The sequence below is a fragment of the Exiguobacterium sp. s6 genome (genome assembly GCF_018618155.1).
Taxonomy (GTDB): Bacteria; Bacillota; Bacilli; order Exiguobacteriales; family Exiguobacteriaceae; genus Exiguobacterium; species Exiguobacterium mexicanum_A.
The window spans coordinates 904,108-917,409 of the sequence record NZ_JACSLN010000001.1 but is presented as its reverse complement, the minus strand read 5'-3'; the positions used below and the strand labels follow the sequence as shown (position 1 = coordinate 917,409).

Below are 13,302 nucleotides of genomic sequence, written 5' to 3'. Positions count from 1 at the left end.
AGCCCTCCTTATCGTTCGACAGATTGATTCCCGATGGCGCGGAGCGGGAACTTTACGGATAGCGCCTCATAATATGTGGTGACGATTTGACCGAGGTCCGGTCCGAGCATCTGGTCACGGTTCAATGTAAAATCGACGGCCGTGCGTCCGCCGTCCACTTGGACGATGGTCGCCAATGCGTCCCATCCGTCTCCATGAAACGCCACTTCGCCCCGGTCTGCATCGACCCGGCGAACCGTTTGACCTTCTGCTTGAATCCGTTCGCGGAGCCATGTGAGCACGGCGCTTGGCGATGCCGCCACGTAACGCGTCCGTAACGCCTCATTTTTATGCGAATCGTCCGTTTGGACATGTGTTTGAAACTTATCAAATAATCCCATTATCCACCTCGACACCTTATTTATATAGGTTAAGCATATCAAAATTAAGCGGTTAACAAAACAATTAAAAGGGCTGACCGAAAATCGGCCAGCCTCATAAGGTCAATCTGATTATTTGCTGATTGCCACTTGCGCTTCAGGAACACGAATCGGTCCCATCCCACGGTCAAGTTTCACATCTTCACGAACTTTTGCTTCCAAGCCTTCTGCAATGTATTGCGAGGCTGTAGCTGGATCGATTCGATCCCCACATGTGAACACATCGACTGATGCGTAGCCATGCTCTGGGAAACTGTGAATCGTTAAGTGTGATTCTGAAATGATAACGACTCCACTTACACCGTGCGGCGCAAATTTGTGGAAAGCGACTTCGCGGACTTCAGCGCCCGAACGAAGTGCTGCATCGACGAACAAGCGCTCGATGTAGTCGATATCGTTTAATTTGTCGGGATTGCACTCCCAAAGTTCTGTAATAATGTGACGTCCCATAGTATCCATATTAGTGGATCCCCCTTTACATCAATGGTCTCAAAGTAGTTGATGATCACTCACTTTGTGCCTGAATCGCCCACAACCACGGGGGCAAGTTAGTCCTAAGAGGTCCTAACCCTTTAAGTTGCGTTTGTCAGACCAATTGAAGTTCACGAGTTAGAGTGTATCTTGTTTAGGACGTCGTTACAAGACATTTGTTTCAATTCTTTAAAAATATTTTTAGATAAATATATTTTTTCAGACGTGGGTTTCTTGTTGTCCGATTTGCAGGTAGCTCGCGACCATGTCCAACAAGTCGACGACGCGGCACGAATAGCCCCATTCGTTGTCGTACCAAGCGAGCACTTTGACATGATTGCCCCCGAGCACCATCGTCGAATCGGCATCGATGATTGACGAACGCTCATCTCCATTGAAGTCGATCGAGACGAGCGGTTCGTTCGAGACGCCGAGCACGCCTGTCATTTCCCCGTGTGCAGCACGCTCGAACGCCTGATTCACTTCGTCGACCGTCACATCTCGACGCAACTCGACGACGAGATCGACGAGCGAGACGTTCGGCGTCGGCACTCGTAGCGCCATCCCGTTCAATTTGCCCTGAAGTTCCGGCAAGACGAGCCCGATGGCTTTCGCAGCACCAGTCGAAGTCGGTATAATGGAACTGCCACAAGCACGGGCACGACGCAAATCTTTATGCGGATTGTCGATATTGTTTTGATCGTTCGTATAGGCATGCACCGTCGTCACGAGCCCCGTTTCAATCCCGAACGTCGAATCCAATACTTTGACGACCGGGCCGAGACAGTTCGTCGTACACGAGGCGTTCGAAATGACGTGATCGTGCTCCGGTAAATAATCCCGATCGTTCACCCCCATGACAATCGTCCGCAACTCGCCTTTTCCTGGTGCCGTCAAAATGACTTTTTTCGCACCGGCCGTCAAATGTTTTTTCGCCCCGACATCAGAATTGAATTTCCCCGTCGCCTCGATGACGATCTCGACACCGAGTTCAGCCCACGGCAATCGCTCCGGGTCTCGCTCGGATACGAGCATGATGCGTTTCCCATCGACTTCGAGCGCATCCCCATGCGCTCGGACCGTCAGTGTGAACGGTCCGTGGACCGTGTCGTGTTTGATCAAGTGCGCGAGCGTTTCCGCCGGATAACTCGCATTGATGGCGACCACGTCGTGACGCCCTTCGAGCATCAACTTCCGAAATACCATTCTGCCGATTCGACCAAATCCATTGATTGCAACTTTCGTCCCCATTCTGAATCCCCCTTTTTTCTGCGTTACGACACCATTATAACGGAAAATTGGAAGCGTTTTCACTATGAATCGTCACATTTTTTTCACTTTTTTACAGTTTCAGATTTGAAAAAGAGGGAAATTTGGTGTAGAGCTTGGAAAGGAGCTAAGACTATATGTTTGATTGGACAGACCTAGATAAATTTGTCATCTCATTTTTCATCATCTTACCGATTGTGACGATTATCCATCAATTCGGTCATTTCTTCTTCGCGAAACTATTTGGGGGTTCGCTCGACATGGAGATTGGGACCGGGAAAAAATTGTTTAAAATCGGACGCCTTCAATTTAACCGCGTTTATTTTTATGACGCCTGGTGCCAATTCAGTGACTTGAAGTACAGCAATCGCCTGACGCGGAGTCTCGTCTACGCGGGCGGTTCAATTTTTAACTTATCGAGTATTTTGATTGTGAACGCCTTCATCTTGACGCGAGAGATCGAGCCGACAATTTACACGTACCAGTTCGCATACTTCTCGTTCTATTATGTCTTCTTCTCACTCTATCCGATTTACTATTCGAACGGCCATCCGAGCGACGGACGCGCCATCTTCGACACGTGGAAAAAAGGGAAGCCTGACTCAGACCCACTCAACTGAACAAAAAAAGAAGGCGTCGTCAGTCGCCTTCTTTTTTCATGTCTTCAAATTGTTCGACGAGGCGGACCACTTGGGCCGACAAGTCGCCTAACGCACCATTGTTGTTGATTAAAAAATCAGCCTGTTGTTTCTTCTCTTCGATCGGCATTTGCGCATGGATCCGAGCGAGCGCTTCTTCTTTCGTCAACCCGTTGCGCTCCATGAGACGCATCAGTTGAATCTCTTCACGGCAATAGACGACGACCGTATAATCGACGAGGTCCCGCATCGTTCCCTCGAACAAGAGCGGGATATCGAATATGACGACCGTCTCCCCTGCAGCCTCGTATCCGCGCATCTCCTCGAGCATCTCTTCTCGGATGGCCGGATGCATGAGCTGATTCAGCAACTGACGTTTGGCATCATCATGAAAGATTTCTCGTCCGAGCGCCTGGCGGTTCAACTCGTCACCCGTGAAACATTGCGGGAACGCCTCGCGGACGCCCGCGAACGCTTTGCCGCCTGGCTCGATGACGATCCGTGCCATCTTGTCGGCGTCGATGATCGGGATGCCCTGCTTTCGAAACAGTCTGGATACGGTCGACTTTCCTGTCGCAATTCCACCTGTCAAACCAATCTTCAACATCATGTCCACCTCTTACTGTTGGCAGTGCGGACAGTAATGTGTGCCCCGTCCGCCTAATTTCATCTTTTCAATCGGTCGGCCGCATCGCTTACATGGCTCCCCGGTCTGTCCATATACATACAGTGTCTCTTGATACGTCCCGCTCGCCCCATCCGGATTCGTATAGCTCCGAATCGTGCTTCCGCCTCGTTCAATCGCTTCCGTCAATACGGCCACAGCCTCTTGATGCACCCGACGGACCTCGTCAAGCGAGAGTGTCGCTGCCGGACGGGTCGGATGGACACCGGCCCGATATAACGTCTCATCGACATAAATATTGCCGAGGCCGACGAAAATCGATTGATCGAGCAACGCCGTCTTGATCGCACGAACGTTCATCCGCTTCAGACGGCTGTGAAGCGTCTCTGCTGTCACTTCAGGATCGAACGGTTCGAGGGCGAGCAGCGACAATGGCGGTGTCAAAAACAACTCTTCATTCGTCTTCAACTCCATCGTCCCGAACTTCCTGACATCGTTATAATGAAGCGTCGTCCCGTCCGTGAAGGTGAAGACGACATGCGTATGCTTGACCGGACTGACCATTTCGTCATGCGGGAAGAATTTCCCTTCCATTCGCAGATGCGAAACGAGATAGCCGTTCGTCAATTTGAACAAAATGAACTTGCCGCGTCGCTCGACGTCTTGAATCGTCTCGTCGAGCAACTGTTGTTTCCAAATCTCCGGTTCGTGACCTCGAATGATTTTTGCGTCGAGCACCTCGACATTTGCAATTGTTTTTCCCGAGACGAATGGCCGCAATCGGCGACAGACTGTCTCCACTTCTGGTAATTCTGGCATATCGATTTCCTTTCTCGTCTTTATTTCGTGTCAAACCATGTCTCACCGAACGAACCGTCCGCGCGGAGCGGCACGTCCAAGGTGACCGTGTGTTCCATCGCTTGTTTGACGATCGTCTCGAGCGAGTCCATTTCTTCTTTAGGTCCTTCAAAGATAAGTTCATCGTGGACTTGAAGCAATAACTTCGATTGAAGTCCTGACTCACGGAGTGCCACGTCGACATCAATCATCGCTTTTTTGATAATATCGGCGGCCGTCCCTTGAATCGGCGTGTTGATCGCTGTGCGTTCCGCGAAACCGCGCAAGTTGAAGTTGCGGGAATGGATGTCCGGGATATTGCGGCGACGCTTCAGCATCGTCTCAACATAACCGTGTTCCCGCGCCCGTTCGATCGCGGCATCCATGAACCGTTTCACACCCGGGAACTGCTCGAAATACGTATCGATGAACGTCTGTGCTTCTTTTCGGCTAATGCCGAGGTTTTGCGACAGCCCATAGTCGCTAATGCCGTAAATGATGCCGAAGTTGACGGCTTTGGCCTGGCGACGCATGAGCGATGTCACTTCTTCTTTGGCGACTCGGAACACGTTGGCCGCCGTCGACGTATGGATATCCTCATCATGGAGGAATGCCTCGAGCATCTTCTCGTCTTGCGACATGTGGGCCATGATCCGAAGCTCGATTTGCGAATAGTCGACCGCATACAGCATCCAGTCGGCCTCACTCGCGGTGAACGCTTTGCGAATGCGCCGCCCTTCTTCCAAGCGGATCGGGATGTTCTGTAAGTTCGGGTTGACCGAGGACAACCGTCCGGTCTGCGTCAACGTCTGCGTATAACGGGTATGGATCTTCCCGTCGTCTTTGATGACTTTTTGCAAGCCTTCGACATATGTCGATTGCAACTTGCCGAGCTCGCGGTAATGCATAATATGTTCGACGATCGGATGGAGCGGCGCGAGTTTCTCGAGCACGTCCGCTGCCGTCGAGTAACCGGTCTTCGTCTTTTTGACCGGTGGCAACGCCAACTTCTCGAATAGGATGACGCCGAGCTGTTTCGGCGAGTTGATATTGAACGGCTCACCGGCGAGACTGTGAATCTCCGCCTCGAGTTGAAGTAACCGTTCCCGCAAATCGTCTTCCATCACTTTCAATGTCGCCACGTCGACGTGAATCCCGGCCCACTCCATCTCTGCAAGCACCGAGGCGAGCGGCCGTTCCAAATCTTCATAGAGCGACGTCTGTTCGTTTTGGTTGAGTTCTTTGCCAACGTTTACGAACAGCGTCAAAATCGCCATCGCCTTCTCGCCGAGATGTTGCTCGAGCACGTCCTGTTCCGGGACGTGCAGCTTCGCACCCTTGCCATAAACCGCCTCGTCTTCCGGTAACGTGTAATCGAAATGAGCGGCAATCGAATCGAGTGTCGTTCCGCCCGACAGGTTCAGCAAATATCCGGCGACGAGCAAATCGTCATAGCCCCGGAGCGTCACACCATGTCGCTTCAATTGGACGATCGTCTGTTTCGCATCGAGACAAATCGTGGCTCGGTTCTCGTCGGCCAACCAGTCTCGTACTGCCGGGACGTCTAAAAGCGACACCTCGCCGACCGTCACGCCGGCTTTCGAGGCGATGGCCACACCGATGACCGGTTCTTCGAAATAGTCGTCTCGGAGTTGCTCGAGGATGAGGACCGCTTCTGTCAAATCTTGCTCGTCGATCGCAATATGATTCACCTCACGCGCTTCGACCGCTTCCTCGCTCGACGCTTCAAGGTTCAGTTTGCTCAGAAGCGATTTGAACTGAAGGCTCATGAACAACGGCTTCACTTTTCCAGCGTCATACGGATGGAACGTAAGGTCGTCCGTGCTAATATCGATTGGGACGTCCGTATAGATCGTCGCCAATTGTTTCGACATGAGTGCTTCCCGCTCGTTCGCCTCGACTTTCTCTTTTTGTTTCCCTTTTAATTCATGTGTATGTTCATATAGTCCTTCGACAGATCCGTAAGCCGTGAGCAGTTTAAGCGCCGTCTTCTCACCAACCCCCGGGATTCCGGGGATATTATCGGACTTATCCCCCATTAAGCCTTTCAAATCGATCATTTGGAGCGGGGTGAGACCGTCATAGCGCTCTTTGAACGCCGCCGCGTCCATCGTCTCCACATCGGTGATCCCACGCTTCGTCAAATAGACGGTGACACGATCGTCAATCAGTTGCAGTAAATCTTTATCCCCGGTGACGACCGTCACTTGATCGAACGCCTCATTTTTTGAGAGCGTCCCGATAATATCGTCGGCCTCGTACTGGTCGAGTTCGAGCACTTTGATCCCGAACGCCTCACAAATCTCGCGGACGATTGGGAACTGTTCCCGGAGTTCCCCTGGGGTCTTCTGCCGTCCCCCCTTATAGTCAGCATACGTGTCGTGCCGGAACGTCTTCTTCGACGCATCAAATGCGACCGCGAAATGCGTCGGTTGCTCATCTTCCATCAATTTTAACAACATCATGGTGAACCCGTACACGGCGTTCGTATTTCGACCGCTCGCATCCGTCATCGGAGGCAGCGCGAAAAACGCACGATATGTGAGTGAGTTTCCATCAAGAAGTAGTAGTTTATTCATTGGTCAACCTCCATTCTATCTGATTCCATCATATCATACGGGCACATGCGTTCGAAAAAAAAGACCCTTTTCTAGTAGCTAGAAAAGGGTCAATCTTCCTGACCGAGTGGAGATGAGCACCGGCCGGGACACGAGATGATGAAGAGGTCTCATCTATAGAGTAGCATCGCTTTGTAAAGTCGGTATGAACCCGACATGAATTCCATGTTAAGCGATTGGGAATTTGATTGTGAACGTTGTCCCAGCACCTTCGACACTATCCACGTGAATCGTCGCGTGATGAAGGTCGATGATATGTTTGACGATGGCAAGGCCGAGACCTGTCCCGCCGGAGTTCCGGCTCCGCGCTTTATCGACCCGGTAGAATCGTTCAAAGATTCGGCTCACTTCTTTCGGCGCGATGCCAATCCCGTTGTCTTTGACAATCAAATATGATCCGTCCGTTCTCTTTTCGACCGCGATTTCGACACGGCTGCCTTCCGGCGAGTAGTTGATGGCGTTGGCGACAAGGTTCAAGATGACTTGCTTGATTCGGTTCATGTCCGCCTGCAAGACGACTTCCCCGTCGTGGCGCGACTCCAAGTGAATCGATTTGCCTTCCGCTTTCTGGCTCAACACGAGACACACTTCCTCAACGAGCTGATTGAGCTGGACCGGGGTGAAGTCCAAATGGAAATCTTCACGTTCAAGCCGTGACAGCTCGAGTAAGTCCTCAACGAGCATTTGCATGCGCGTCGCTTCTTTTTGAATGATATCCAAAAATTGATCGCGCAACTCGGGCACTTCTTTTGCCCCGTCAAGGAGTGTCTCACTGAAACCTCGGATCGATGTGAGCGGCGTCTTCAACTCATGGCTGACGTTCGCGACGAAATCTTTCCGCATCTTCTCGAGTCGTTTCAATTCAGAAATATCGTTAAACAGGAGCGTCGTCCCGCGCAACATGCCTGTATCACTGAAGATTGGTGCGGCCGACACCATATACGTCTTTTGGTTGAATCCAGTTCGAATCGACAATTGACGGCGGTGGGGCTCTTCGGTCAAATAGACGTCCTCGATCAACGTCTCGACGTCTGGACTCGGTAAAATGCCGTGATAAAATTGACCAATCATCAAGTCATCGTATTGGAACATGTCACGATATGAGCGGTTGACGAGCGTCACGATGCCACGTTCGTCGACCAAAAGCAACCCTGCCCCCATGTATTCGATGAGTGACTCGAGCCTTGCCCGTTGCACGGATTCACCAAGTGAGATCGTCTCCAAGTTACGGGCGAGAACGTTGATCGACCCGGCCAGACTGCCCGTTTCTTCATCATTGCGCAATTCGTACACACGGGCCCGATAGTTTCCGTCGGCAAGTTCACGTAACACGATTGTCGCCTCATCGATTGGTCGGATAAACTGATTCGTCAAATTATGCAACACGAACAAAATCAAGAAGAATGAGAAAATCAAGGCCAAGGCAATCGTCAGCCAAATCCGGTCATATACCCCTTCTAGATCGGAGACGTAGCGGATGAAACTGAGATACACCGTATCACCCGAGGAGAGTTCGATCGGTTTTGTGAACTGAATCAAATCATCGCGCGTCTCGTTCCCAAACGTCCCGTCGTCTGGGATTGAAGCAGCGTCCATCCGAAAATCGAACGAACCGACCCGAAACGGTGTCCCGGCGATCACTTCCATCCGGCGATTGAGGAGCAGAATGTCGAAACTGCTCTCGTCATCGATTTGCCGGACATAGTCTTGAATCGCCTCGAGGTCGCCACCCTCTAAATATAAGGCGGCGAGCTCCGTGTCCTCTTTCAAACGATCGCGTTCGGAGTCCAAATAGAAGTCTTTGAACAATTGACCAAGCACGATCCCGAGGGTCAACAAGACGCCCGTCACGAGCAGGATGAGCGTCGTCAAAAAACGCGAGCGGTACGTCTTCATTCGGGCATCGGCTCTTCCATCTTATAGCCGAGACCGCGAATCGTTTTGATATATGTCGGTTTTTTCGTCACCGGTTCAATCTTTTCCCGAAGGTGGCTAATATGGACATCGACGATGCGCGTATCGCCGACGAAATCGTAATTCCAAATAGCCGATAAGAGTTGATCACGCGTCAAGACACGGCCTTTGTTTTTAGCAAGATAAGCTAACAGTTCGAACTCTTTTGGGGTCAACTCAAGCCGCTCCCCGTTTTTGAACACTTCATAGTTCGAAGCGATAATTTTCACGTCGCCGATTTCAATGACGTCCGCGTCCACCGCCGGCACCTCTTGTGGAGCCGAACGCCGTAAGATCGCTTTGACCCGGGCCACGACTTCACGCGGACTGAACGGTTTCGTCAAATAATCATCTGCCCCTAGTTCGAGTCCGAGCACTTTATCGAACTCATCGTCTTTTGCCGTCAACATCAGGATCGGCGTGTTCACTTTCTGTTGGCGGAGTCGCTTACAAACTTCGAGACCATCCATCTCGGGCAACATCAAATCGAGGACGATCAATACCGCATCCTGCTTCTCGGCGAGTTCGAGACCCGTCTTCCCATCATGGGCCGTCTCAACCTCAAAACCGGCTTGCTCCAAATTGAATTTCAATAACGTCGCAATCGACACCTCGTCATCGACAACAATCACTTTTTCGGCCACGCTTAGTTCCTCCTCTAATCTATCTGTTCTGTCACGTACACTACCTATTTTACAAATCAATGCCACGTCCGACCAACCTCAAAGCAAATCTTTACAAAAACAAAACAAATCCACGTTCTTCTTTCAGTGTAGCACGCGACCCTCAAAAACCAAGCGTACAAAAAACCTCGCCTGCTCAGCAGACGAGGTGACGAATCAGTTAAGGACGTTCAAGACGGAGCGGACCGATTCAGCCGAGCGCTCAAGCGCGGCCGTCTCCTCTTCCGTCAATTCAAGTTCGAGCACACGTTCAATCCCGTTCGCGCCAAGTATCGTCGGGACACCGAGATACAAGTCGTGGAAGCCGTACTCACCGTCGAGATACGCGATGGCCGGTAAAATACGTCGTTGATCTTTCAAGATCGCTTCGACCATCTCGACGATGGCCGCTGCCGGCGCATAGTAGGCCGATCCGTTCCCGAGTAGCTGGACGATTTCGCCGCCACCTTTACGGGTCCGATTGACGATCGCATCGATTCGGTCGCTCGGCAATAGCTTCTCGAGTGGGATGCCTCCCGCGTACGAGTAACGAATGAGCGGGACCATGTCATCCCCGTGCCCGCCGAGCACGAATCCAGAGACGTCCTTCACGGAGATATTCAACTCCGCAGCGACGAACGTCCGGAACCGGGCCGTATCGAGCACACCGGATTGACCGATCACGCGCTCTTTCGGGAAGCCTGACTCTTTGAAGGCGGCATATGTCATCGCATCGACCGGGTTCGTCAAGACGATTAAAATCGCATCGGGTGAATAGCGGGCCACTTCTTTCGTGACGGCACGCATCACTTTGGCGTTCGTCGAGACGAGGTCGTCCCGGCTCATGCCAGGTTTCCGGGCAATCCCGGCCGTGATAACGACGATATCCGAATCCGCCGTGTCGGCGTAATCCGACGTCCCCGTGATCCACGAGTCAAACCCTTGAATCGGCGCCGTCTCTTGCATATCGAGCGCTTTCCCTTTCGTCGGGCTCTCGTTTTCTTTGATATCGAGCAGGACGACGTTACCGAGCTCTTTTTGAGCCAGATACAGTGCAGTCGTGGCTCCCGTGAATCCGCTACCGATCACCGAAATTTTATTGCGACGAATCATTGTGCTCTCCCCCTTGGTTTAACTGATGAATTACATGTTTTTGATTAGTTCATCTGCAAACTCTGAACACTTCACTTCTGTCGCGCCGTCCATAAGGCGGGCGAAATCGTATGTGACGACTTTCGAGGCAATCGTCTTCTCCATCGAGTTGATGATGAGGTCAGCCGCTTCGTTCCAGTTCATATGACGAAGCATCATCTCACCTGACAAGATGACTGATGACGGGTTGACCTTGTCAAGACCTGCATATTTTGGTGCCGTACCGTGTGTCGCTTCAAAGATCGCATGGCCCGTCACGTAGTTGATGTTCGCTCCTGGCGCGATCCCGATTCCGCCGACTTGGGCAGCGAGTGCATCCGAGATGTAGTCCCCGTTCAAGTTCATCGTTGCCACGACATCGAATTCACGTGGACGTGTCAAAATCTGTTGCAAGAAGATATCGGCGATCGAATCTTTTACGATGATTTTGCCTTCCGCTTCTGCTTTCGATTGAGCTTCGTTTGCAGCCGCTTCGCCTGACTCTTCTTTGATGCGGTCGTACTGTGCCCATGTGAAGACTTTGTCGCCGTATTCTTCTTCTGCGAGCTCATAACCCCAGTTTTTGAAGGCGCCTTCTGTGAACTTCATGATGTTCCCTTTATGGACGAGCGTGAGCGATTTACGGTTGTTCGCGATCGCGTACTCGAGAGCCGCGCGAACAAGGCGTTTTGTTCCTTCAGACGAGATCGGTTTGATGCCGATTCCAGACGTTTCTGGGAAACGGATTTTGTTGACGTTCATCTCTTCTTTTAAGAATGAGATCAATTTTTTCACTTCGTCGCTGCCTGACGCGTACTCAATCCCAGCGTAGATATCTTCTGTGTTCTCACGGAAAATGACCATGTCTGTATCTTCTGGGCGCTTGACCGGTGATGGGACGCCTGTGAAGTAACGGACCGGACGCAAGCACGTGTACAAGTCAAGTTCTTGACGGAGTGCTACGTTGAGTGAACGGATTCCGCCGCCGACCGGTGTCGTCAATGGACCTTTGATGGCAATCAAATATTCACGGATTTGATCGAGTGTCTCGTTTGGAAGCCATTCGCCTTTTTGGTTGAAGGCCTTTTCCCCAGCGTACACTTCCATCCATTCGATTTTCTTCTCGCCGCCGTATGCTTTTTCGACAGCCGCATCAAAGACGCGCACCGATGCGTTCCAGATGTCTGGTCCTGTGCCGTCACCGATGATAAATGGAATCGTCGGTACGTTCGGTACGTTTAATACACCGTTCTCAACTGTGATTTTTTCGTTTTGTGTCAACATAATGAATCCCCCTAAGTACATTTATGTAGGCCGACGCGAACGCCGACCTACGTCAATTGTTAGTTTACCAAAGTTTATGTCTAAATTGTGACTCGATCTTCTCGTGTCGCGTCAATTAACGCTCATTCACCGGGACGTATGACCGGTTCGTCTCGCCAACGTACTCGGCGCGCGGACGAATCAAGCGGTTGTCAGCATACTGTTCGAGAATGTGGGCGATCCAGCCCGACATGCGTGAGACGGCGAAGATCGGTGTGAACAACTCTTCATCGAGACCGAGCGCATAATAAGTCGATGCTGAATAGAAATCAACGTTCGGCTTCAAGCCTTTCTCTGTCTCGACGAGGTGATCGATCTTCTCAGACATCTCGTACCATTCCGGCTCGCCGATTTGGGCCGTCAGTTGGCGGCTCATCTCTTTCAAATGTTTCGCACGCGGGTCGCCGTCCTTATAGACACGGTGACCGAAGCCCATGATTTTCTCACGACGCTCGAACTTGCCGCGAACGTAGTCTTCGACTTTGTCGACCGAACCAATCTCGTGGAGCATTTTCATGACCGCCTCATTCGCACCGCCGTGAAGCGGGCCTTTGAGCGCTCCCATCGCTGCCGTCACGCCTGAGTAAATATCAGACAACGTGGCAACGCAGACGCGGGCCGTGAACGTCGAAGCGTTCAATTCATGGTCGGCGTGAAGGATGAGTGCCTTATCAATCGTCTTCTCGGCTACCTCACTTGGTTCTTCTCCGTTCAACATGTATAGGAAATTGGCCGCATACGACAAGCCAGGTTTCGGCGCAACCGGTTGTTCGCCTTTACGAAGACGAGCGAACGCCGTTACAATCGTCGCAATTTGAGCTTGGAGACGAATCGCTTTGCGCATGTTCGCTTCTGTACTCATATCTTCAGCCTCTTCATCATAAAGCGCGAGCTGTGAAAGGGCCGTCCGAATCGTCGCCATCGCATTGGCCGATTTCGGCGCCCGTTCGAGCGTCGCGATGACTTCTTTTGGTAATTTGGCTTCTTTCACGAGCGCTTCAGAGAGCTCAGTTAATTCATCTGCTTTTGGAAGACGGTCGTTCCATAATAGGAAAACAACCTCTTCAAAAGTGGCGTGGTCCGCCAAATCGTCGATTGTGTATCCTCCGTAAGTCAATTGTCCGTCGATGATCGAACTGACTTTTGAGGCCGCTGCCACAATTCCTTCTAATCCTTTTGTCGTTGACATCAATAACTCCCCCTCAGTCTTTAAAAGTGATCGACCGCATCATACAGTCTGTTGTGTAGGGAATAAGGGCGGGAAGTCGAACACTTTCCCCAATCCGTTTCGAGCTCGCTCCACCCTGTCCTTTATCTAGTATAAACAATTTACTG

Annotated in this window: 12 protein-coding genes; 1 reads left to right on the top strand and 11 read right to left on the bottom strand. The window is 51.4% G+C overall.

The features are described from left to right. Positions 1-8: 8 nt before the first annotated feature. The 3 genes from KNP75_RS04715 to KNP75_RS04705 form a co-directional block, all read right to left on the bottom strand. On the bottom strand, positions 9-380 hold the full coding sequence (locus KNP75_RS04715; protein ID WP_034778204.1) for a hypothetical protein: 372 nt from the start codon (positions 378-380) through the stop codon (positions 9-11). A 111-nt stretch (positions 381-491) separates the two neighbouring features. Then, positions 492-878 carry an adenosylmethionine decarboxylase gene (gene speD, locus KNP75_RS04710; RefSeq protein ID WP_029595188.1) on the bottom strand — a complete coding sequence of 129 codons (387 nt, stop codon included), beginning with the start codon at positions 876-878 and terminating at the stop codon, positions 492-494. A 231-nt stretch (positions 879-1,109) separates the two neighbouring features. Then, positions 1,110-2,141: a glyceraldehyde-3-phosphate dehydrogenase gene (locus KNP75_RS04705; protein ID WP_034778206.1), complete on the bottom strand. Its 1,032-nt coding sequence runs from the start codon at positions 2,139-2,141 to the stop codon at positions 1,110-1,112. A gap of 155 nt (positions 2,142-2,296) precedes the next feature. Between KNP75_RS04705 and KNP75_RS04700 the strand changes: the two genes are divergently transcribed. Then, on the top strand, positions 2,297-2,779 hold the full coding sequence (locus KNP75_RS04700; protein ID WP_034778208.1) for a site-2 protease family protein: 483 nt from the start codon (positions 2,297-2,299) through the stop codon (positions 2,777-2,779). Positions 2,780-2,798: 19 nt separating this feature from the next. Here KNP75_RS04700 and coaE read toward each other — a convergent pair whose 3' ends face one another. The 8 genes from coaE to citZ form a co-directional block, all read right to left on the bottom strand. Beyond that, positions 2,799-3,404 (bottom strand): dephospho-CoA kinase, encoded by a 606-nt coding sequence (gene coaE / locus KNP75_RS04695; RefSeq protein WP_214823148.1) that lies wholly within the window; start codon positions 3,402-3,404, stop codon positions 2,799-2,801. Between the two features lie 12 nt (positions 3,405-3,416). Next, the gene (gene mutM / locus KNP75_RS04690; RefSeq protein WP_215189956.1) at positions 3,417-4,241 is read right to left on the bottom strand and encodes a DNA-formamidopyrimidine glycosylase; all 825 of its coding nucleotides are present in this window, start codon (positions 4,239-4,241) and stop codon (positions 3,417-3,419) included. Between the two features lie 20 nt (positions 4,242-4,261). Further along, the gene (polA, locus tag KNP75_RS04685) at positions 4,262-6,859 is read right to left on the bottom strand and encodes a DNA polymerase I (RefSeq protein WP_215189955.1); all 2,598 of its coding nucleotides are present in this window, start codon (positions 6,857-6,859) and stop codon (positions 4,262-4,264) included. Positions 6,860-7,066: 207 nt separating this feature from the next. Continuing rightward, the gene (gene pnpS, locus KNP75_RS04680; protein WP_215189954.1) at positions 7,067-8,794 is read right to left on the bottom strand and encodes a two-component system histidine kinase PnpS; all 1,728 of its coding nucleotides are present in this window, start codon (positions 8,792-8,794) and stop codon (positions 7,067-7,069) included. After that, positions 8,791-9,495, bottom strand: coding sequence for a response regulator transcription factor (locus KNP75_RS04675; protein ID WP_034778217.1), 705 nt, complete (start codon positions 9,493-9,495; stop codon positions 8,791-8,793). The genes pnpS and KNP75_RS04675 overlap by 4 nt, the downstream gene beginning before the upstream one ends. A 195-nt stretch (positions 9,496-9,690) precedes the next feature. Beyond that, the gene (gene mdh / locus KNP75_RS04670) at positions 9,691-10,626 is read right to left on the bottom strand and encodes a malate dehydrogenase (protein ID WP_215189953.1); all 936 of its coding nucleotides are present in this window, start codon (positions 10,624-10,626) and stop codon (positions 9,691-9,693) included. A 30-nt stretch (positions 10,627-10,656) separates the two neighbouring features. Next, positions 10,657-11,925 carry an NADP-dependent isocitrate dehydrogenase gene (icd, locus tag KNP75_RS04665; RefSeq protein ID WP_034779982.1) on the bottom strand — a complete coding sequence of 423 codons (1,269 nt, stop codon included), beginning with the start codon at positions 11,923-11,925 and terminating at the stop codon, positions 10,657-10,659. A gap of 118 nt (positions 11,926-12,043) precedes the next feature. Next, a complete protein-coding gene (citZ, locus tag KNP75_RS04660; protein WP_215189952.1) occupies positions 12,044-13,156 on the bottom strand; it encodes a citrate synthase in 1,113 nt (370 codons plus the stop codon). Positions 13,157-13,302: the final 146 nt, after the last annotated feature.